The organism is Zoogloea ramigera (assembly GCF_006539865.1).
Taxonomy (GTDB): domain Bacteria; phylum Pseudomonadota; class Gammaproteobacteria; order Burkholderiales; family Rhodocyclaceae; genus Zoogloea; species Zoogloea ramigera.
In genome coordinates this window covers 62622-84407 of sequence record NZ_BJNV01000004.1, presented here as the reverse complement: position 1 = coordinate 84407, position 21786 = coordinate 62622, and the positions used below count along the sequence as shown (strand labels likewise).

15 protein-coding genes are annotated in these 21786 nt (G+C 68.1%); 7 read left to right on the top strand and 8 right to left on the bottom strand.

Annotated elements, in window-relative coordinates; genetic code table 11:
• Positions 1 to 66: 66 nt before the first annotated feature.
• The 5 genes from prmB to dapC all read right to left on the bottom strand — a co-directional run bounded on the left by prmB (position 67) and on the right by dapC (position 5513).
• Positions 67 to 1008, bottom strand: coding sequence for a 50S ribosomal protein L3 N(5)-glutamine methyltransferase (gene prmB, locus ZRA01_RS01405; RefSeq protein ID WP_141348960.1), 942 nt, complete (start codon positions 1006 to 1008; stop codon positions 67 to 69).
• Positions 1005 to 2150 carry a succinyl-diaminopimelate desuccinylase gene (dapE, locus tag ZRA01_RS01400; protein ID WP_141348959.1) on the bottom strand — a complete coding sequence of 382 codons (1146 nt, stop codon included), beginning with the start codon at positions 2148 to 2150 and terminating at the stop codon, positions 1005 to 1007. The genes prmB and dapE overlap by 4 nt, the downstream gene beginning before the upstream one ends.
• Positions 2151 to 2226: 76 nt before the next feature.
• Entirely contained in the window at positions 2227 to 3399 is a 1173-nt protein-coding gene (locus ZRA01_RS01395) for a PilT/PilU family type 4a pilus ATPase (protein ID WP_141348958.1), read from the bottom strand.
• Between the two features lie 51 nt (positions 3400 to 3450).
• Positions 3451 to 4302, bottom strand: coding sequence for a 2,3,4,5-tetrahydropyridine-2,6-dicarboxylate N-succinyltransferase (gene dapD / locus ZRA01_RS01390; RefSeq protein WP_246093246.1), 852 nt, complete (start codon positions 4300 to 4302; stop codon positions 3451 to 3453).
• Complete coding sequence (gene dapC / locus ZRA01_RS01385; RefSeq protein ID WP_141348957.1) at positions 4299 to 5513, bottom strand: succinyldiaminopimelate transaminase; 1215 nt, start codon at positions 5511 to 5513, stop codon at positions 4299 to 4301. Before dapC ends, dapD begins: the two co-directional genes overlap by 4 nt.
• Positions 5514 to 5837: 324 nt before the next feature.
• On the opposite strand from dapC, the gene smc reads away from it, so the two are divergent.
• Genes smc through galU form a run of 4 tightly spaced genes read left to right on the top strand, consistent with a single transcriptional unit; the run spans position 5838 to position 13468 of the window.
• The gene (gene smc / locus ZRA01_RS01380; protein WP_174851574.1) at positions 5838 to 9365 is read left to right on the top strand and encodes a chromosome segregation protein SMC; all 3528 of its coding nucleotides are present in this window, start codon (positions 5838 to 5840) and stop codon (positions 9363 to 9365) included.
• Between the two features lie 21 nt (positions 9366 to 9386).
• Positions 9387 to 10478 carry a cell division protein ZipA gene (locus ZRA01_RS01375; RefSeq protein ID WP_141348955.1) on the top strand — a complete coding sequence of 364 codons (1092 nt, stop codon included), beginning with the start codon at positions 9387 to 9389 and terminating at the stop codon, positions 10476 to 10478.
• A 12-nt stretch (positions 10479 to 10490) separates the two neighbouring features.
• Positions 10491 to 12587: an NAD-dependent DNA ligase LigA gene (ligA, locus tag ZRA01_RS01370; RefSeq protein ID WP_141348954.1), complete on the top strand. Its 2097-nt coding sequence runs from the start codon at positions 10491 to 10493 to the stop codon at positions 12585 to 12587.
• Between the two features lie 2 nt (positions 12588 to 12589).
• On the top strand, positions 12590 to 13468 hold the full coding sequence (galU, locus tag ZRA01_RS01365; protein ID WP_141348953.1) for a UTP--glucose-1-phosphate uridylyltransferase GalU: 879 nt from the start codon (positions 12590 to 12592) through the stop codon (positions 13466 to 13468).
• Positions 13469 to 13950: 482 nt separating this feature from the next.
• Here the strand turns inward: galU and typA are convergent, their stop codons facing one another.
• Positions 13951 to 15765: a translational GTPase TypA gene (gene typA / locus ZRA01_RS01360; protein ID WP_141348952.1), complete on the bottom strand. Its 1815-nt coding sequence runs from the start codon at positions 15763 to 15765 to the stop codon at positions 13951 to 13953.
• Positions 15766 to 15896: 131 nt separating this feature from the next.
• Here typA and ZRA01_RS01355 point away from each other — a divergent pair, with 131 nt between their 5' ends.
• Positions 15897 to 16634 (top strand): S-methyl-5'-thioinosine phosphorylase, encoded by a 738-nt coding sequence (locus ZRA01_RS01355; protein WP_141348951.1) that lies wholly within the window; start codon positions 15897 to 15899, stop codon positions 16632 to 16634.
• Positions 16631 to 17164, top strand: a complete 534-nt coding sequence (locus tag ZRA01_RS01350; RefSeq protein ID WP_141348950.1) for a peptide deformylase — start codon at positions 16631 to 16633, stop codon at positions 17162 to 17164. The genes ZRA01_RS01355 and ZRA01_RS01350 overlap by 4 nt, the downstream gene beginning before the upstream one ends.
• A gap of 93 nt (positions 17165 to 17257) precedes the next feature.
• Here ZRA01_RS01350 and ZRA01_RS01345 read toward each other — a convergent pair whose 3' ends face one another.
• Positions 17258 to 19840: a [protein-PII] uridylyltransferase gene (locus ZRA01_RS01345; RefSeq protein ID WP_141348949.1), complete on the bottom strand. Its 2583-nt coding sequence runs from the start codon at positions 19838 to 19840 to the stop codon at positions 17258 to 17260.
• Positions 19841 to 19858: 18 nt separating this feature from the next.
• A complete protein-coding gene (gene map / locus ZRA01_RS01340; RefSeq protein WP_141348948.1) occupies positions 19859 to 20677 on the bottom strand; it encodes a type I methionyl aminopeptidase in 819 nt (272 codons plus the stop codon).
• A 336-nt stretch (positions 20678 to 21013) separates the two neighbouring features.
• Between map and rpsB the strand changes: the two genes are divergently transcribed.
• Positions 21014 to 21766, top strand: a complete 753-nt coding sequence (gene rpsB / locus ZRA01_RS01335; protein ID WP_141348947.1) for a 30S ribosomal protein S2 — start codon at positions 21014 to 21016, stop codon at positions 21764 to 21766.
• Positions 21767 to 21786 lie beyond the last annotated feature (20 nt).

The window sequence follows — 21786 nt, the reverse complement described above, 5'->3', positions numbered from 1 at the left end:
CCATGCAAGATCATAAGCACCATCTGATGCTGGTGAGGATGACCGAATCCTCACCAGGACCGCGTTTTACAACAATTGACCTGCTTCGAGGACAAATATCTTGTCGTCGCCGCTGGGGGCCGACAACCATGTAGGCGAGAGGGCCGGGAAAGCCTCTTCGACGATCTCCCGGTTGTGCCCGACTTCGATCGCCAGCAGGCCTTCGGGGGCAAGGTAGCGGGGGGCATCGGCCAGCAGCTTGCGCACCAGGTCGAGGCCGTCTTCGCCCGAGCCGAGGGCGAGGCCGGGCTCGTGGAGGTATTCGGCCGGCAGGGCGTCCATGGCCTCGCGGGTGACGTAGGGCGGGTTGCTGAGGATGAAGTCGAAGCGCTGCTCGGGCACCTGCGCGAAGCCGTCCGACTTGACCAGGCGGATGCGGTCTTCGAGGCCGTAGGCAGCGATGTTGGCGGCGGCCACGTCGAGGGCGTCCTGGGAGATGTCGACGGCGACGATCTCGGCGTTGGGGAAGGCGAAGGCCATCAGGATCGCCAGGCAGCCGGAGCCGGTGCACATGTCCATGGCCGCGGTGACGGCGTCGGGGTCCTGGACCCAGGGCGTGAAGCCGTCGTGGAGCAGCTCGGCAAAATAGGAGCGCGGGATGATGACGCGCTTGTCCACCTGGAAGCGGAACTCGCCGAGCCAGGCTTCGCCGGTAATGTAAGCGGCGGGCAGGCGGTCGACGGCGCGCTTCTCGATGACCTCGAGGATGTCCTCGCGCTCGTCGCCGGGGATGCAGGCGTCGAGGAAGGGCTCGAGGCGGTCGAGGGGCAGGGCGAGGGTGTGCAGGATGAGATAGACGGCTTCGTCGTAGGCATCCTGCAGCCCATGGCCGTAAAAGCAGCCGGCGCGGTTGAAGCGGGTGACGGCGTAGCGCAGCCAGTCGCGCACGGTGACCAGCTCGGCCAGCGGGCCGTGCTCGTGTTCGTGGTCGTGCTCGTCTTCGTGGGCGGGGTCGTGGTCGTGGGTCATGCCTTGTCCGATGCGGTGAGCAGGTTTTCGAGGGTGCGCCGGTAGATCGCCGAGAGGGGCTCGATGGCGTCGACGGCGATGCATTCGTTGAGCTTGTGGATGGTGGCGTTGACTGGGCCGAACTCGGCCACCTGGGGGCAGATCTCGGCGATGAAGCGGCCGTCGGAGGTGCCGCCGGTGGTGGAGAGCTCGGGGGTGATCGCCAGGGTGTCGCGGATCGCGCCTTCGAGGGCCGCCACCAGGCCGCCGCGAGGGGTGAGGAAGGGCTTGCCGCCGAGGGTCCAGGCCAGGTCGTAGTCGAGGCCGTGGCGGTCGAGGACGGCGTGCACGCGGGCCTTGAGGTCGTCGGCGGTGTGCACGGTGGCGAAGCGGAAGTTGAACATCACCTCGAGCGTGCCGGGGATGACGTTGGTGGCGCCGGTGCCGGCCTTGATGTTGGACATCTGCCAGGAGGTGGGCGGAAAGTATTCGTTGCCCTCGTCCCACACCTCGGCGGCCAGTTCGGCCAGCGCGGGGGCGGCCAGGTGGATGGGGTTCTTCGCGAGCTGGGGGTAGGCGATGTGGCCCTGCACGCCCTTCACGGTGAGCTTGCCCGAGAGGCTGCCGCGGCGGCCGTTCTTGATGGTGTCGCCGAGGGTGGCCGTGGAGGTGGGCTCGCCGACGATGCAGTAGTCGAGGGTTTCGCCGCGGGCCTTGAGGGTTTCGACGACCAGCGTGGTGCCGTGGGTGGCGTCGCCTTCTTCGTCGGAGGTGAGCAGCAGCGCGATGGAGCCGGCGTGCTGGGGGTGGGCGGCAACGAAGGCCTCGATGGCGGTGACGAAGGCGGCCAGCGAGGATTTCATGTCGGCGGCGCCGCGGCCGAAGAGCATGCCATCGCGCTCGGTGGGCTCGAAGGGGTTGGACGCCCAGGCCTCGAGGGGGCCGGTGGGCACCACGTCGGTGTGGCCGGCGAACACCACGAGGGGGGCGGCGGTGCCGCGGCGAGCCCACAGGTTGCTGACGCCGCCGCCGTCGATGCGTTCGCAGACGAAGCCGAGGGGCGTGAGGCGGGCAGCGATGAGGTCGAGGCAGCCGGCGTCTTCGGGGGTGACCGAGGGGCGGGCGATGAGGGCGCGGGTGAGGTCGAGGGTGGGTGTGGTCATGGGCGGTGGTGAGTCGGCGGGCATGGCGTCGCCCCGGGCGGACACGGGGGCCGGGCGCGGCGGGGCGGTGGCCGGATCAGTCGTTGTCGAGCTCGAGGGTGAACTCGCGGAAGGAGGAGCCGTCCGGGTTGGTGGTCTCGAAGTCGATGCCGCTGGGCGGCTTGGCCGCTTTTTCAGCGTTGCCGTTGCCGAACTGGGCGTTGTTGATGAGCCAGGACAGGTTGGTCGGCGAGTCTGAGTTGGCGAGGGCCTCTTCGAGGGTGATGGCCTTGTCCTTGTAGAGGCGGAACAGGTCTTGCTCGAAGGTGCGCGAGCCCTGGGCGAGGCTCTGCTCCATGGCCTCGCGGATGCCGGAGATCTCGCCCCGCTCGATGAGCTCGGTCACCTGGCGCGAGTTGAGCAGGATCTCGACGGCCGGGATGCGCCCGCCGTCTGGCCGCTTGACGAGGCGCTGGGAGATGATGCACTTGAGGGTGGCGGCCAGGTCGAGGGACAGCAGGGTGCGGCCGTCGGTCGGGAAGAAGCTGAAGATCCGGTTGAGGGCGTGATAGGCGTTGTTGGCATGCAGCGTGGCCAGGCACAGGTGGCCGGTTTGCGCGTAGGCGAGGGCGGCGGCCATGGTCTCGCGGTCGCGGATCTCGCCGATCAGGATGCAGTCGGGGGCCTGGCGCATGGCGTTGCGCAGGGCGTTGTGCCAGTCGACGGTGTCGGAGCCGATCTCGCGCTGGTTGACGATCGACATCTTGTGCTTGAACAGATATTCGATCGGGTCTTCGATGGTCAGGATGTGGCCGGAGCGGTGCTCGTTGCGGTAGTCCAGCATCGAGGCGATGGTGGTGGACTTGCCCGAGCCGGTGGCGCCGACGACCAGCACCAGCCCGCGCTTCTCCATGATGACGTCGGAGAGCACCGGCGGCAGGCCGAGGTTGTCGAGCTTGGGGATGTCGCCGGCGATGTAGCGCACGACGATGGCGATGCTGTTGCGCTGCCAGAAGATGTTGATCCGGAAGTTGCCCATGTCGCGCCTCCCGAAGGAGAGGTTCATCTCCCGGGTGGTCTCGAAGCGCTCCACCTGTTCCGGCGTCATCATCTCGTAGGCCATGCGATGGATCATCGTCGGATCCATGGCCTGCTGGTTGATCGGCACCGTGTTGCCGTCGATCTTGATGTGGATCGGCGTGCCGACCGTGATGAAGATGTCCGAGGCCTTCTTTTCGGCCATCAGGGCGAATAGCTTGTCGATGATCATCGGGCGGGCCGCAATCGAACGGGGCCGCCCGCAGGCGGCCCGGAAGTGGGGTCAGTCGCGCAGCAGCTCGTTGATGCTGGTCTTGGCGCGGGTCTGGGCGTCAACCTTCTTGACGATCACGGCACAGTAGAGGCTGTACTTGCCGTCGGCGGAGGGCAGGTTGCCGCTGACCACCACCGAGCCCTCGGGCACGCGGCCGTACATGACTTCGCCGGTGGCGCGGTCGTAGATCTTGGTGCTCTGGCCGATGTAAACACCCATCGAGATCACGCAGTTGTCTTCCACGATGACGCCTTCGACGACTTCGGAGCGGGCGCCGATGAAGCAGTTGTCACCGATGATGGTCGGGTTGGCCTGCAGCGGCTCGAGCACGCCGCCGATGCCGACGCCGCCGGAGAGGTGAACGTTCTTGCCGATCTGGGCGCAGGAGCCGACGGTGGCCCAGGTGTCGACCATCGTGCCTTCACCGACATACGCGCCGATGTTCACGTAGGAGGGCATCAGCACGACGCCCTTGCTGATGAAGCTGCCCTTGCGCGCAACGGCGTTGGGCACCACGCGGAAGCCGCCGTGCTGGAAGTCGGCTTCGGTGTAGTCGTCGAACTTGGTCGGGACCTTGTCGTAGTAGCGGGTGTCACCGCCCGACAGCACCTTGTTGTCGTGGGTGCGGAAGTACAGCAGCACGGCCTTCTTGATCCACTGGTGGGTCACCCATTCGCCGTTGATCTTTTCGGCGACGCGCAGCTTGCCCTGGTCGAGGTCGTCGATGATGTGCTCGATGGCGCGCAGCTGCTCGGCCGTCGCGGTGGTGGGCGACAGCTCGGTGCGGCGCTCCCAGAGGTCTTCGATGATGGCGGCAAAGGGGTGTTCGTGATGGGGCATGATATGGACGAGTACGCTCATGAATTGTTCGAAAGTTGTTGGGCGAAGGCGGCGATGCGGCGGGCCGCCTCGACGCACTCTGCCAGGTCGGCAACCAGTGCGATACGCACGAAGCCGGCGCCGGGGTTGACCCCGTGGGCCTCGCGGGCGAGGAAGCTGCCGGGCAGAACCGTCACATTATATTCAGCCTGCAGCCGGCGGGCGAACTCGGTGTCGGAAAGGCCCAGGTGGTCGACCCGCGCCCACAGGTAGAAGCTGGCGTCGGGCAGGCTCACCTGCAGGTGTTCGGCGATCAGCGGGGTGATCTGGGCGAACTTCTCGCGGTACAGGCGGCGGTTCTCGATGACGTGTTCTTCGTCGTTCCAGGCGGCGGCGGAGGCAGCCTGCACGGCGGGGCTCATGGCGCAGCCGTGGTAGGTGCGGTAGAGCAGGAAGCGCTTGAGCACCTCGGCGTCGCCGGCGACGAAGCCGGAGCGCATCCCCGGCACGTTGGAGCGCTTCGAGAGGCTGGAGAACATCACCACGTTGCGGAAATCGCTGCGGCCGAGGCGATGGGCCGCCTCGAGGCCACCGATGGGCAGGTTGGCGTCGTCGAAGTAGATCTCGGAATAGCACTCGTCGGCGGCGATGACGAAGCCGTGGCGATCCGACAGCTCGAACAGCGCCTGCCATTCGGCCAGCGACAGCAGCTTGCCGGTGGGGTTGCCCGGCGAGCACACGAAGACCAGCTGGACGCGCTCCCACACCTCATCGGGCACCGCCGCGAAGTCGGACGCGAAGCCGTTGCCCGGCAGGTTGTTGACGAAATAGGGCTTGGCGCCGGCCAGGTAGGCCGCGCCCTCGTAGATCTGGTAGAACGGGTTGGGGCACAGCACCAGCGCGTCGGGCCGGGCGCCGTTGATGACGCACTGGGCGAAGGCGAACAGCGCCTCGCGGGAGCCATTGACGGGCAGCACCTGGGTGGCGGGGCTTACCGCGGGCAGGCCGAAGCGGCGCTCCAGCCAGCTGGCGATGGACTGGCGCAGGGCGTCGGAGCCCTGGGTGGTCGGGTAGTTGGCGAGGCCGCCCAGGTTGTCGATCAGGCTCTGGCGGATGAAGGCCGGCGTGGCGTGCTGGGGCTCGCCGATAGACAGGCGGATGGGGGCCAGGCCAGCCGGCGGGGTGATGCCGTCAAAGAGCTTGCGCAGCTTTTCGAAGGGGTAGGGCTGGAGTTCGTCGAGGTGCGGGTTCACGTTGGGTGGAGTTCCTGTATTCGGCCCGGTGCGGGCATGAAAGAGGTCGCTGCCGGGCGCGCGGGCAGGGGGCCGTGAAAGCGGTTGTCAAAGCGGCAGCCTGAGCCGTTGCCCAAGCGGCCGTGACGGCGGCCGTCAGGGCAGGCTGCGGCGGCCATGATAAGGGCGCTCTGCCCGGCCGCGAAATAAGCCTGCTGGTCACGTTTTGGCCGGATGGTATTATAGCGGCCGCAATTTATGCGGCGGTGCAGCATATTTGCTGGCACACTAGCTGCAAAACCCTGCTTCCAGCCCACAAACCCAGCGTATTTCATCGGACTTTTCGTGCGTCTCGCCAAACTCAAGCTTGCCGGTTTCAAGACCTTCGTCGACCCGACGACCGTGCTCATGCCGGGCAATCTGGTGGGCGTGGTGGGGCCGAACGGCTGCGGCAAGTCCAACATCATCGACGCGGTGCGCTGGGTGCTTGGCGAGTCGCGGGCCTCGGCCCTGCGCGGCGGCTCAATGCAGGACGTGATCTTCAACGGCTCGACCACCCGCAAGCCGGTGTCGCGGGCCAGTGTCGAGCTGGTCTTCGACAACGCCGAAGGCCGCGCCGCCGGCCAGTGGAAGCCCTACGCCGAGGTGGCGGTGAAGCGCGTGCTCGACCGCAGCGGCGAGTCCACCTATTACATCAACGGGATGCAGGTCCGCCGCAAGGACGTGATTGACCTGTTCCTCGGCACCGGCCTGGGCCCGCGGGCCTACGCGATCATCGAGCAGGGGATGATCTCGCGGATCATCGAGGCGCGGCCCGAAGAGGTGCGCGGCTTCCTCGAAGAGGCCGCCGGCGTCACCAAATACCGCGAGCGTCGCCGCGAGACCGAAGGGCGCCTGTCCGACGCCCGCGACAACCTGATCCGCCTCGAGGACATCCGCAACGAGCTCGGCCAGCAGATAGGCCGCCTCGAGGTGCAGGCCGCGGTGGCCGAAAAATTCCGCGCCCTCAACGCCACCCAGGCCGAGCGCCAGAACCTGCTGTGGCTCCTGAAACGCAACGAGGCCCGGGCCGAGCGGACGCGGCTGGCCGACGAGCTCGCCGACGCGACCCGCCGCATCGAGGCCGATTCGTCCCACCTGCAGGAGCTCGAAGGCCGCCTCGAGACCGCCCGCGAGGCCCAGTTCTCGGCCAACGAAGGCGTGCAGCAGGCCCAGGGCGCGCTGTACGCGGTGAGCTCCGAGCTCACCCGCCTCGAGGGCGAACTGGCCCGCCTGCGCGACAGCCGACGCATCCTCGAGAGCCGCCTCGCCCAGCTCGAGCGGGACGACGCCCAGTGGCGCGGCCAGCTCGACAACCTCGCCGTCGAAGGCGAGCGCTGGCAGGGCCTGCTCGACAACGCTGCCCTGCGCGCCGAGCAGGCCGAAGCCCGCCACATGGAGGCCGGCGACCGCCTGCCCGAGGCCGAAGACGCCCTGCAGACCGCCGACGCCGCGGCCAGCGCGGTGCGCCGCGAGCTCAACCAGGCCGAGCAGCAGATCCGCGTCGAGGAAACCCACCGCCAGGCCAGCCAGCGCAGCCTCGACAGCCTGGCCCAGCGCCGCGCCCGCCTGCAGCAGGAGCAGGCCTCGGTGCAGGCTCCCGACCTGGGTCAGCTCGCCGAGCGCGAGGCCGCCCTCGCCGAGGCCGAGGACACCCTGGCCCGCCAGCAGGGCGACATCGCCGACACCCAGGCCCGCCTGCCGGCGGTGCAGCAGGCCCTCAAGCAGGCCCTCGACGCCGAGCGCCAGGCCCAGCGCCAGGCCACCGAGCTCAAGGCCCGCCGCGACGCGCTGGTCCAGCTGCAGAACAAGGTGCAGGTGCAAGGGCAGTTGGGCGACTGGCTCAAGCGCCACCACCTCGACGCGCTCAAGCCCCTGTGGCAGCGCATCCGGGTGGAGGCCGGCTGGGAGCTCGCGCTGGAAGCCGTGCTGCGCGAGCGCCTCGCCGCCCTGCCGGCCGACGATGGCCAGGCCGCGCTGGCGGCGCTGGGCGACAAGGTGCCCGGCGCCTTCGCCTTCCTGCTCGCCGACGCCCCGGCCGACGGCGACGCCTGCCCGCCGCCCGCCGGCACCCAGCCGCTGCTGGCCCGGGTCGGCACCGACGACCCCGCGCTGGCGGGCGTGCTGGCTGGCTGGCTGGCGCGGGTCTTCGTCGCCGACGAGCTTGGCGCCTGGCTGGCCCGGCGCGTCGAGCTGCCGCCGGGCGTCGTTCTGGTCTCCCGCGAAGGCCGCCTGCTCAGCCGCCATGCGCTGGTCCATTACGCCCCCGACTCGCGCACCCACGGCGTCATCGAGCGCCAGCGCGAGATCGACCACCTCGCCGCCGACGTCGACCACGCCCAGGAGTCCGCCGCCCTGGCCCACGGCGCGGTGGGCGAGGCCGAGGCCCTGGCCGGCCAGCTGCAGGACACCCTCACCGGCCTGCGCCGCGACGCCCAGGCCCTGCAGGCGCGGGTGCACGCCGAGAAGGTGGACGTGCTCAAGCTCAACCAGGCGCGCCTGCGCTTCGAGGAGCGCTGCGGCCAGATCGAGCGCGACCTCGGCGAGATCGAGCACGGCGAAGAGGCCGAGCGCGACCGCCTGATGCGCTCCGAAACCGAACTCGAACGTGCCCGCGAGATGGCCGAGCTGCAGCGTGGCCGGCTCGACGCCGCCGAGGCGGTGCGCCGCGAGCGCGAGAGCAGCCTGCGCGAGACCCGCGCGCTCGAACAGGCGCTGGCCCGTGAGCTGCAGGAAGCCCGCCATTCCGAGCGCGAATGTTCCAGCAAGCTCGATGACATCGCCCGCAACCGGGCGCTGGCCAGCGAGCAGCTCGAGCGCATCGCCGACGAGCTCACCGAGCGCCGCGAGACCCTGCTCGAGATCGACGAGGTGTCGGTGGCCAGTGCGCTGCAGGAGGCCGTTGCCCTGCGCGCCGCCCGCGAAGCCGCGCTGGCCGAGAGCCGCAACACCCTTGAGGGCGCCAACGCGCTCTTGCGCGGGCTAGAGGAAGACCGCCAGCGCACCGAACACGCCGCGGCGCCCCAGCGCGAACGCGTCGCCGACCTGCGCCTGCGGGTGCAGGCCGCCGAACTCGCAGAGGGCCAGCATGCCGCCCGTCTCGAAGAGGCCCAGGCCGACGAGGCGCTGCTCGCGCCGCTCCTCACGCCGGACATCAAGGAAGGCGCGCTGCAGCGCGAGCTGGCGCGCCTCGGCCGCGAGATCGCCGAGCTGGGGGCGGTCAACCTGGCGGCCCTCGACGAGCTGCGCAGCGCCTCCGAGCGCAAGGCCTACCTCGACGCCCAGGGCGACGACCTGCTCGGCGCGATCGAAACCCTCGAAGATGCCATACGCCGCATCGACAGGGAGACCCGGGAGCAGTTGCAGGAGACGTACAATACGGTCAATCATCACTTCGGCAGCCTGTTTCCCATGCTGTTCGGAGGCGGTGAAGCGCGGCTGGTGCTCACCGGCGACGAGATCCTCGATGCGGGCATCACCATCGTCGCCCAGCCGCCGGGCAAGAAGAACAGTTCCATCCAGCTGCTTTCGGGCGGCGAGAAGGCCCTGACCGCGATTGCGCTGGTGTTCTCCATGTTCCAGCTCAACCCGGCGCCCTTCTGCATGCTGGATGAGGTGGATGCCCCACTCGACGATTCGAACACCGAGCGCTACTGCCAGATGGTCAAGCGCATGTCGTCGCAGACCCAGTTCATCTTCATCAGCCACAGCAAGATCACCATGGAGATCGCGCAGCAGCTGGTGGGTGTCACGATGCAGGAGCAAGGTGTGTCGCGGGTGGTGGAAGTGGATATCGAAGAAGCGCTGCGTCTGGCCGAGACGGTCGCAGCTTGACGCAGGAAACAAGGAATAGCGATGTCGATCAGTGAGTTGCAGATGGGTTTGGTTGGTGCTGGCGGCGTGGTCGTCGTCGGCATCTTTGCCTTCAACAAGTGGCAGGAGCGCAAGCACCGCAAGGCCGCGGATGCCCTCGCCAAGGTGGGTGTCCAGGAGCCGCTGGCCGGTGAGCCTGCTGCCGGCGGTGAGCGCGTAGAGCCGGTGATCGGCGCCGAGGCGCCACCGCGCCCCACGCCCACCGACCAGCAGCTCCGCGACGCCAGCGCCCGCCGGGTGCCGCCGCTGTTGCCGCCCGAGGTGGACGAGCGGGCCGACTGGGTGGTGCGCATCGAGTCCATCGAGTCCGTGGTGGCCGGCCAGTTCTATCATGCGGCCGCCCAGCACCTCGACGGCCTTGGCAAGCCGGTGCGCTGGTTTGGTTTCTCCGACACAGAGAACCGCTGGGAGCCGCTCAACCCCCACGGCGCCGCCCGCTACCACTGGCTGTGCGCGGCGCTGCAGCTGGTCGACCGCCGCGGCGCGGCCACCGAGGGCGATCTCGCCCATCTGGCGGCCGGCCTGCAGCGGGTGTGCGACGCCTTCATGGCGATCCCGTCGCCCCCGGCCCGCGCCGAGGCGCAGGCCCGCGGCGCCGAGCTCGACCGCCTGTGCGCCGGTGTCGACATCCAGATCGGCGTCAATGTGCTGGCCCGCGACCAGGCCTTCTCCGGCGCCAAGCTGAGCGGGCTGCTGCACACCGCCGGGCTCGAGCTGCAGGGCGACGGCTGCTTCCATTCCCGCGACGACAAGGGCCTGACCGAGTTCGTGCTGTCCAACCTGGAGCCGGTGCTGTTCTCGGCCGAAGGGATGCGCGGCCTCACCACCCAGGGCATCACGCTCACCCTCGACGTGCCCCGCGTGGCCGACGGCGTGCAGGTCTTCGAGCGCATGATGGCGCTGGCCCAGCGCATCGCCGAGGCCCTCGGCGGCGTGGTGGTGGACGACAACCGCGCGCCCTTTGGCGACAAGGCGGTGGGCCTGATCCGCAGCCAGATCGAGCAGTTCCAGGGTCAGATGGCCGAGCAGGGCATTCCGGCGGGTTCCCCGCTGGCCCTGCGGCTGTTCTCGTAAGCGGGCGCGCCGATGGCTGTCAGCCCCGACCTCCGCGCGCGGGCGCACGCCCTGCGCGCGGAGCTGCAAGCCCATGACCACGCCTATTACGTCCTCGACGCGCCCACCGTCCCCGACGCCGAGTACGACCGGCTGTTCCGCGAGCTCCAGGCCCTCGAGCTCGCCCACCCCGAACTCCTGAGCCCCGATTCGCCCACCCAGCGGGTCGGCGGTGCGCCGTCGCCCGAGCTGGCGTCGGTGGCCCACCGGGTGCCGATGCTGTCGATCCGCACCGAGACCGACACCACCGAGCAGGGCGCGATCACCTTCGACACCCGCGTGCGGCGGGCCCTCGGCCTCGACGAAGCCGCGCCGCCGCTGGTCTATGCGGCCGAACTCAAGTTCGACGGCCTTGCCATCAACCTGCGCTACGAAGACGGCCTGCTGGTGCAGGCGGCCACCCGCGGCGATGGCAGCACCGGCGAGGACGTGACCCGCAACGTGCGCACCGTGCGCAAGATCCCGCTGCGCCTCACCGGCAATGCACCGCCGGTGCTCGAGGTGCGTGGCGAGATCTACATGCGCCGCGACGACTTCGAGCGCCTCAACGCGGCCCAGGCCGCCGAGGGCCAGAAGGTCTTCGTGAACCCGCGCAACGCCGCCGCCGGCAGCCTGCGCCAGCTCGACCCGGGCATCACCGCGCGGCGCCCGCTGTCGTTTTACGCCTACGGCCTCGGCGAAGTGCAGGGCTGGGCGATGCCCGACACCCACAGCGGCATCCTCGACGCGCTGGCCGCCTTCGGCCTGCCGGTGTGCGAGCACCGCTGCACTTCCGCGGGGCCCGACGGCCTGGCGCGCTTCCATGCCGACATGGCGGCGCTGCGTCCGAGCCTGCCCTTCGACATCGACGGCGTTGTTTACAAGGTGGACTCCCTGTCCCGCCAGCAGGAGCTCGGCTTTGTGTCCCGCGAGCCGCGCTGGGCGGTGGCCCATAAATACCCGGCCCAGGAGGTGGCGACCCGCCTGCTCGGCATCGACGTGCAGGTCGGCCGCACCGGGGCGATCACCCCGGTGGCGCGCCTCGAGCCGGTGTTCGTCGGCGGCGTGACGGTGACCAACGCCACGCTGCACAACCAGGGCGAGATCGACCGCAAGGACGTGCGCATCGGCGACTGGGTGGTGGTGCGCCGGGCCGGCGACGTGATCCCCGAGGTGGTCGGCCCGATCGTCGAGCGGCGCGAGGGCGAGCCGCCGCGCTTCGACTTGCTGGCCGCCATCGACCATAAATGCCCGGAGTGCGGCTCCCACGTGGTGCGCGGTGAGGACGAGGCGGTGGCCCGCTGTACCGGCGGCCTGTTCTGCCCGGCCCAGTGCCGGCAGGCGCTGCTGCACTTTGCCGGGCGCCGGGCGATCGACATCGACGGCCTGGGCGAGCAGATCGTCAGCCAGCTGGTGACGGCGGGCCTGCTGCGCACGCCGGCTGACCTGTACGACGCCGCGTGCATCAATGCCGAGGCGCTGGCCGGCCTTGAGCGGATGGGCGAGAAGTCTGCCGCCAACCTGCTGGCCGCGATCGACAAGAGCCGCGACACCACGCTGGCGCGCTTCATCTTTGCGCTTGGCATCCGCAACGTGGGCGAGACCACCGCCAAGGACCTGGCCCGCCATTTCGGCAATCTCGACGCCCTGCTGGCGGCCGACGAGGCCGCGCTACTCGAGGTGCCCGACGTGGGCCCCATCGTCGCCAAGTGCATCACTGAGTTCTTCGCCGAGCCCCACAACCGCAGCGTCATCACGGCGCTGCGCGGGGCGCTGCGCTGGGCCGAGGGCGAGGGCGCGGCGCGCCCGGCGGAGGGGCGCCTCGCCGGCAAGACCCTGGTGCTCACCGGCACCCTGCCCAGCCTGCGGCGTGACGAGGCGGCGGCGATGATCGAGGCGGCGGGTGGCAAGGTGGCCGGCTCGGTGTCGAAAAAAACAGATTACGTGGTGGCCGGCGCGGATGCCGGCAGCAAGCTCGAGAAGGCCATCAAGCTGGGCGTCGCGGTGATGGACGAGGAGGCCCTGCTGGCCCTGCTGGCGCCGTCCGATGACGGGGGCGAGGCGCTGCAGCCGGATCTATTTGGAGAATGACGATGAAGAAAGTGACGAAGGCGGTGTTCCCGGTGGCGGGCCTCGGCAGCCGCTTCCTGCCGGCCACCAAGGCCAGCCCCAAGGAGATGATGCCGATCGTCGACAAGCCCCTGATCCAGTACGCGGTCGAGGAGGCCGTGGCGGCGGGGGTGACCGACCTGGTGTTCATCACCGGGCGCTCCAAGCGGGCCATCGAGGACCACTTCGACAAGGCCTATGAGCTGGAAACCGAGCTCGAGAACCGCGGCAAGGCCGAGCTGCTGAAGATCGTCCGCGATACCGTGCCGTCGCATGTGAACTGCATCTACATCCGCCAGGCGGAGGCCCTCGGCCTGGGCCACGCAGTGCTGTGCGCGGCGCCGGTGGTGGGCGAGGAGCCCTTCGCGGTGCTGCTCGCCGACGACCTGCTGGACGGCGAGGGCGCCGCACCGGTGATGAAGCAGATGGTGGATGTGTACAACTACAACCGCTGTTCGGTGCTGGGCGTGATGAACGTGCCGCTGGCGCAGACGCGCCAGTACGGCATCGTCAGCACCGAGCGCGATGTGGGCGACATCCAGCGCGTCACCGGCATCGTCGAGAAGCCGAAGCCCGAGGAGGCGCCGTCCACCCAGGCGGTGGTGGGGCGCTACATCCTCACCGGGCGGATCTTCGACCACCTGCGCCAGCTCACGCCGGGGGCCGGCGGCGAGCTGCAGCTCACCGACGCGATCGCCTCGCTGCTCAAGGAGGAGGCGGTGCTGGCCTACCAGTTCCAGGGCGTGCGCTACGACTGTGGCTCGAAGCTGGGCTACCTGCAGGCCACCGTCGAGCTGGCCCTCAAGCACCCCGAGGTGCGCGAGGAGTTCGCCGCCTTCCTGGCGGGCCGCTTCGGCGCCTGAACTCCGGCGAGCCATCCGGCGGATGGCTCCGGGCATCGCCGGGGTGGGATGGCCTGTTTCCAGGATGCGAGGTCTCGTCGCCGGGATGCAATGCCCCTTGTCCAGGGGGCGATGTTCCATCTGAAAGCTGCGATGCCCCGGCCTGGAGCTGCGATCTTCCCTCTTCGGGATGCGATATCCCGGGGCCAGGTTGCGATGCTCTACCCCAGAGGCGCGATGTTCCATCCCTGGGATGAGATGTCCTCACTCTCGGGCAGGCCATCCGCTCTCCGGGGTGGGACGAGCCATCTTCAGGCTACCTTGACCCTTGCCTGGGGAATCTGTGTGTCGCCTGCAAGTGCGTCGATGTGTCCTTGAAGGGGCCCCTACGGGGTGGCCTGTCTCCGGGATGCTGATGCCCGGCGGACAGACGAAAAAAAAGCGCGACCCGAGGGCCGCGCTTTTGTTTGCTGGCGAGGCCGCAGCCCCGCCGGCGATGCCGATCAGGCCTCTTCGCGGGACGCGCGCTTGCGGTCGTGTTCCTTGAGGAAGCGCTTGCGCAGGCGGATGCACTTCGGGGTGATCTCGACGATCTCGTCGTCCGCGATGAATTCGATGGCGGATTCGAGGGTCAGCTGGATCGGGTTGATCAGGCGCACGGCTTCGTCGGTGCCCGAGGCGCGGACGTTGGTGAGCTGCTTGCCCTTGATCGGGTTCACCACCAGGTCGTTGTCGCGGGTGTGGATGCCGATGATCATGCCTTCGTACAGCGCGTCGCCCGGGCTCACGAACATGCGGCCGCGGTCCTGCAGGTTCCACAGGGCGTAGGCCACGGCCTCGCCGTCGTTCTGGGAGATCAGCACGCCGTTGCGGCGCTCGGCCATCTGGCCGGCCATCGGGCCGTAGTCGTCGAACACGTGGCTGGCGAGGCCGGTGCCGCGGGTCATGGTGAGGAATTCGCCCTGGAAGCCGATCAGGCCACGGGCCGGGATGCGGTACTCGAGGCGCACGCGGCCCTTGCCGTCCGGCTGCATGTCCTGGAGTTCGCCACGGCGACGGCCGAGCTCTTCCATCACGCCGCCCTGGTGGTCTTCTTCGACGTCGACGGTGAGCATCTCGTAGGGCTCGCACTTGACGCCGTCGATGTCCTTGAACACCACGCGCGGGCGGCCGACGGCCAGCTCGTAGCCTTCACGGCGCATGTTCTCGAGGAGGATGGTGAGGTGCAGTTCGCCGCGGCCGGAGACTTCGAAGGTGTCGGAGTCGCTGGTGAAGTTGACGCGCAGGGCGACGTTCTTGAGCAGCTCTTTCTCGAGGCGCTCGCGGATCTGGCGGCTGGTGACGAACTTGCCTTCACGGCCGGCCAGCGGCGAGGAGTTGACCATGAAGTTCATGGTCAGGGTGGGCTCGTCGACGGCGATCGGGGTCATGCCGTCGAGGCATTCCGGGTCGCACAGGGTGACGCCGATGTTGACCTGGGAGATGCCGGCCACCAGCACGATGTCGCCGGCTTCGGCGACTTCGGCGGGGGAGCGCTCGAGGCCCTTGAAGGTGAGGATCTGGCTGACCTTGCCCTTGCCGCGGTTCTCGTCGCCGTACATCACCACGACTTCCTGGTTGGGCTTGATGCGGCCGCGCTTGATGCGTCCGATGCCGATCTGGCCCATGTAGGTGGAGTAGTCGAGGGAGCAGACCTGCATCTGCAGCGGGCCGTCGGCGTCGACCTCGGGGGCCGGCACGTGCTTGAGGATGGCCTCGAACAGGGGGCGCATGTCGGTGCGCTCGTCCTCGAGGTTTTCCATCGCGAAGCCGTTGAGGCCGGAGGCGTAGATGATCGGGAAGTCGAGCTGCTCGTCGGTGGCGCCGAGCTTGTCGAAGAGGTCGAAGGTGTGGTTGATGACCCAGTCGGGGCGCGCGCCCGGACGGTCGATCTTGTTCACCACGACGATCGGCTTGAGGCCGAGGGCCAGGGCCTTGCGGGTCACGAAGCGGGTCTGGGGCATCGGGCCTTCGACCGAGTCGACCAGCAGCAGCACGCTGTCGACCATCGACAGCACGCGCTCGACCTCGCCGCCGAAGTCGGCGTGGCCCGGGGTGTCGACGATGTTGATGTGGGTCTCGCCGTACTGGATGGCGCAGTTCTTGGAAAGGATGGTGATGCCGCGTTCTTTTTCGATATCCCCCGAGTCCATGATGCGTTCGCTGACCTGCTGGTTTTCACGGAAGGTGCCGGATTGGCGCAGGAGCTGGTCGACGAGGGTGGTCTTGCCGTGGTCGACGTGGGCGATGATTGCGATGTTGCGGATGGCGCGGGACATAGGGGTTGGATACCGGAAGTACTTGTAAACCTGAGATTTTAGCACGTCTTTGCGCAACGCAGCATCAAGAGCGCGGTGGGCCCCCGTGCTAACATTCGCGCCCGATTCGGTTTTCGAGGAGTAGCCCGGACATGCTGGCGATTATTGGCGGTAGCGGTTTGACCCAATTGGCAAACCTGAACGTGATCCGTCGGGAGGTGGTGCGCACCCCCTACGGCGAGCCCTCCGGGGCGCTCACCTTCGGCCAGCTGTGCGAGCACCCGGTGGTCTTTCTGGCCCGGCATGGCTATGGCCACACGATCCCGCCCCATCGCGTCAACTACCAGGCCAACCTGTGGGCGCTGAAGGAGGCCGCGGTGGAGATCATCATCTCGGTGGCCTCGGTGGGCGGCATCCGGGCCGACATGTGTCCCGGCACGCTGGTGGTGCCCGATCAGATCATTGACTACACCTGGGGCCGCAAGAACACCTTCCACGAGGGCACGGACGAGCCCGTGGTGCATATCGATTTCACCGAACCCTACGACGCAGCGGTGCGTCGGCGCATCCTGGCGGCCGCGGCGGCGGCCGGCGAGAAGGTCTTTGATGGCGCCGTGTATGCCGCCACCCAGGGCCCGCGCCTCGAGACGGCGGCCGAGATCAACCGCCTGGAGCGGGACGGCGCCGACGTGGTCGGGATGACCGGGATGCCCGAGGCCGCGCTGGCCCGGGAGCTCGGCATTCCCTATGCAGCGATCAACGTGGTGGCCAACTACGCGGCGGGCCGCGCCGACAGTTCGCAGCGGATCTGCTTCGACAGCATCGAGACGGCGCTCCACGAGGCGATGGGCCGGGCGCGCAAGGTGCTCGACCATCTGTGCTCCGTATGATCCGCGACGTCTTGCGGATGGGCGACCCGCGCCTGCTGCGGCGCGCCCTGCCGGTGGAGGCCTTCGGGACGCCGGCGCTGGCGGCGCTGCTGGTTGACATGCGCGACACGATGGCGGCGCTGTCGGGGGCCGGCCTGGCGGCGCCCCAGATCGGCGTCGATCTGCGGGTGGTGATTTTTGGCGGCGGCGCCAGCCCTCGCTACCCCGACGCATCGGCGGTGCCCGACACGGTGCTGATCAACCCGGTGCTCACGCCTTTGGGGCCGGATGAGGAGGGTGGCTGGGAGGGTTGCCTGTCGGTGCCCGGCCTGCGCGGCTGGGTGCCGCGCTGGACGCGCCTGCGCTATACCGGCTTCGACGCCTCGGGGGCGCCCATCGACCGCATCGCCACCGGCTTTCATGCCCGCGTGGTGCAGCACGAATGCGACCACCTGGACGGCATCCTGTACCCCATGCGGGTGCGTGATTTCTCGCGCTTCGGCTTCACCGACGTTCTGTTCCCGGACGGCTCGGTGGCCGCGGACGACTGACTGCGGCTTGCGCTCAAGGAAACGCAGGGCCGCCCCAGGTTTCCTTGAACCCCCTCGGGCGGCGGGCTGGGCGGGGCCCGGCCCTTGGGGCGCTCAAACCGCCAGTTTCTCGAGAAGTTCGGATTCGATGCGTACGATCTGAGAGTCCTGGCCGAGGTCTGAGCCGCTGATCAGGAAGGTGTCTTCGATGCGCGCGCCGAGGGTTGCGATCTTGGCGGTGTGCAGGTTGATGCCGTGGTGGACCAGGGTTTCGGCGACGCCGAAGAGCAGCCCGGGCCGATCGGCGGCGGTGACCGACATGATGAAGTACTGGCCGCGCTCGTCGGGGCGGATGCTGATCGTCGGGGTGATCGGGAAGTGTTTCACCTCGCGCGGCAGCCGGCCCCCGGCGGGGCGGTCGGCGGGGGCGTCGCTCTTCAGGCGCTCGCCCAGGTCGTGTTCGAGCAGGTTGATGAGGTCGCGGTAGTGGATCTCGTGGCCGGGGTCGAGGAGCACGAAGCTGTCGAGGGCGTAGCCGTTGCGCGTGGTGTGGATCTTGGCGTCGGCGATGCTGAAGCCGAGGCGGGCGAAGAAGCCGCACAGGCGCATGAAGAGATCACGGCTGTCGCGCATGTAAACCATGACCTGCAGGCCTTCGCTGCTCTGGCTGGGGCGCGCCTTGACCACCGGCTCGTCGGTTTCGACGCGGTAGTACAGCATGCGCGTGTGCCAGGCGATCTCCTCGGGGTCGTGGCGCAGGAAGTAAACGGTGTCGAGCTGGGCCCACAGGGCGTCCTCGGTGCCCGGGCGCAGGCCGTAGTAACGCAGTAGGTTGCGGGCGTCGTCCTGGCGGATCGGGGTGCCGAGGGCCTGCTGGGGCTTGGCGCCGCGCAAGAGGCGCTGGGTGGCCAGGAAGAGGTCTTCGAGGAGCTTGCCCTTCCAGCCGTTCCACACCTTGGGGCTGGTGCCGCGGATGTCGGCGTGGGTGAGGATGTAGAGCGCGGTGAGGCGGCGCTCGGTCTTGACCAGGGCGGCGAAGCGCTGGATGACGTCGAGGTCGGAGAGATCCTGCTTCTGGGCCACGTTGGACATCGACAGGTGCTGGCCGACCAGCCATTCGACGAGCTCGGTGTCGGTTTCGTCGAGGCCGTGGGCGACGCAGAAATCGCGCGCGTCCTTCATGCCGAGCTTGGAGTGGTCGCCGCCGCGCCCCTTGGCGATGTCGTGGAAGAGTGCCGCGATGTAGATCAGCCAGGGCTTCTCGAAGCTGGTGGCGAGGCGCGTCATGAGCGGGTATTCGTGGGCGTGCTCGGCGACCATCAGGCGGCGCACGTTGCGCAGCACCTGCATGATGTGCTGATCGACGGTGTACACATGAAACAGGTCGTGCTGCATCTGGCCGACGATGCGCCGCCAGGCGGGCAGGTAGAAGCTCAGGATGCTGTACTTGTTCATCCGCCGCATCTCCTGCACCACGCCGCGCTTCTGCTGCAGGAGCCGCAGGAACAGCGCCCGGTTGGCGGGGTCGCGGCGGAAGTCGGCGTCGATCAGCTTGCGGCCGTGCCACAGGGCGCGCAGGGTGCGGGCGGTCATGCCCTTGAGTTCGGAGCGCTGCTGCAGGAGCAGGAAGCATTCGAGCACCGCGCTCGGGTGGCGCTCGAAGACGCCCTCGTCGCGCACGTCGAGCAGCTCGCGCACGCACTGGAAGCGTTCGTTGATGTTGATCGCCACCGGGTGGCGGTTTGGGAAGAAGGCGACCCCGAAGTTGAGCATCAGGATGGTGTTGAGCTGGGTCACCTTCTTGGCTGTGCGGTAGTACTCCTGCATGAAGACCTCCGAGGCCCGGCGGGCTTCGGTGGCCTCGCAGCCGAACAGCCGGGCGAGGGTCTCCTGGTGGTCGAACAGGAGGCGGTCTTCGCGGCGGCCGGTGAGGTGGTGCAGGCGGATCCGCACGTGCTGCAGGAAGCGCTCGAGCTCGCGAAGCTCGGCGGCCTCGGCGGGGGTGATCAGCAGGTGCCGGGCGAGGTCGCGCCAGTGGGTGCCGAAGCCGGCGGCGCGGCTGATCCAGCCGATCAGCTGCAGGTCGCGCAGGCCTCCCGGGCTCTCCTTGCAGTTGGGCTCGAGGGAGTAGGGCGTGTCGTCGTGGCGGGTGTAGCGCTGGTCCTGCTCGAGGCGCTTGGCCTTGAAGAACTGGCCGGGGTCGACCAGGGTGCGCAGTGCCACTTCGAAGGCACTGAACAGGCGGGTGTTGCCGCCGATGAGGCGCGCCTCGAGGAGGTTGGTGAGTACGGTGATGTCGCGGACAGCCTCTTCGAGGCATTCGTTCACCGTTCGCACGCTGTGCCCGATATCGAGCCCGATGTCCCAGAACAGCCCGATCATCTGGGTCAGGCGCTCGCTGGTGTCGTCGTCGAGGGGCGTGTCGAAAAGGAACAGCAGATCCACGTCGGAGCACGGAAAAAGCTCCTCCCGCCCATAGCCGCCGACGGCCACCAGGGCCGACGAGGCAGGCAGGTCGAAGGCCTTCCAGATGTCGAGCAGCACGCCGTCGACCAGGCGCGAGCGCCCCTTGAGGAGGGGGTCGGTGAGCGGGTGAGCTTCGTAGGCGCTGCGCAGCGCCTCGCTGCCGCCCTTCAGGCGCGCCTTGCAGCGGGTGATGAGTTCGCGGTTGGCGTCCGGGGGGGCGGTGTCGAGCATGGGCGGGCGGGTAGGGGGTCAGGGCAGGAGATTGGCGACGATGTCCGGGCGGGGCGGGCTGCCTGCCGAGAGGGTCAGCACTTCGACGCCGGTCTCGGTGACCAGCACCATGTGCTCCCACTGGGCCGACAGGCTGCGGTCGCGGGTGACGATGGTCCAGCCGTCGGGCAGCTCGGAGATGGCGGCCTTGCCTGCGTTGATCATCGGCTCGATCGTGAAGATCATGCCGGGCTTCAGTTCGATGCCGGTGCCGGGCTTGCCGTAGTGCAGCACCTGCGGGTCTTCGTGGAAGTTCGCGCCGATGCCGTGGCCGCAGAATTCGCGGACCACCGAGAAGCCGTTGCCCTCGGCGTGCTTCTGGATTGCGTGGCCGATGTCACCGAGATGGGCGCCGGGCTTCACCTGGGCGATGCCGAGCCACATGCACTCGTAGGTGATCTGGCACAGGCGCTTGGCGCGGATGCTGGTGTCGCCGCCGACCATGAACATCCGGCTGGTGTCGCCGTGGTAGCCGTCCTTGATGACGGTGATGTCCATATTGACGATGTCGCCCTTCTTGAGCAGCACCTTCTCGCTGGGCACCCCGTGGCAGACCTGGTGGTTGATCGAGGTGCAGATGGACTTGGGGTAGGGCGTGTAGCCCGGCGGGCAGTAGTTGAGCGGTGCGGGGATGCAGCCTTGCACATCCACCATGTAGTCGTGGCAGAGCTTGTCGAGCTCGCCCGTGCTTATGCCGGGCTTGACGAAGGGCGTGATGTAATCGAGGACTTCCGAGCCGAGACGGCCCGCGACGCGCATTTTTTCGATTTCTTCGGGCGTTTTGATCGTGACGCTCATGGCTGCTGTCTGTATTGGGGCATTGGGCCATCTAGGCTAGCTCAAGCCGCCGTGCCGGGCAATCGGCGGGCCGGCGCAGCGGGCGATTTGCGGCTGGTCTTGAGGCATGTCATGGGATGCTGCTACAATCACGGGCTTGTCTGGCAAGGGTGCCAGGCAAAATACACACGTCCGGCCCATTGGGGTCCGGCAGTCGGCCCGGAAAGCATCTTTGATTTGTTTTTCCGGTAGATCTTGGGCCACGCGCCTGAGTGCCTGCTGCGGCATAGTGTGCTCCCGCACAGGGCGGGGCATGCAGACCGGACGGCGGTCAAACCTCAGTACTGGAGTCAAGCAATGTCTGTCACCATGCGTCAAATGCTCGAAGCGGGCGTCCACTTCGGCCACCAAACCCGTTTCTGGAACCCGAAGATGGCCCCGTTCATCTTTGGTCAGCGCAACAAGATCCACATCGTTAACCTCGAAAAGACCCTCGTCAAGTACAACGAGGCCATCGATTTCGTGCGCAAGCTGGCTGCCAACCGCGGCACCATCCTGTTTGTCGGCACCAAGCGTCAGGCTCGCGAGATCATCGCCGAGGAAGCGGCCCGTGCCAGCATGCCTTTCGTCGATGAGCGCTGGCTGGGCGGCATGCTCACCAACTTCAAGACCGTCAAGGTTTCGATCAAGCGCCTGAAGGACATGGAAGCCATGGTCGAAGACGGCTCCATCGAGCGCCTGTCCAAGAAGGAAGCCCTGATGGCCTCCCGCGAGCTCGAGAAGCTGCAGAAGAGCCTCGGCGGCATCAAGGAACTCGGCGGCCTGCCGGATGCACTGTTCGTCATCGACGTCGGCTACCACAAGATCGCCATCACCGAAGCCAACAAGCTGGGCATCCCCGTCGTGGCCGTGGTTGACACCAACCACTCGCCCGAAGGCGTTGATTTCGTGATTCCGGGTAACGACGACTCCTCCCGCGCCATCCGCCTGTACGCCCGTGGCGTCGCCGATGCCGTGCTGGAAGGCAAGAACGCCGTGATCCAGGAAATCGTTGCTGCCGGTTCCGACGAGTTTGTCGAAGTCGACGACGGCGCCGAAGAGCAAGCCTGATCCCGATCCGGGCCCGGTTC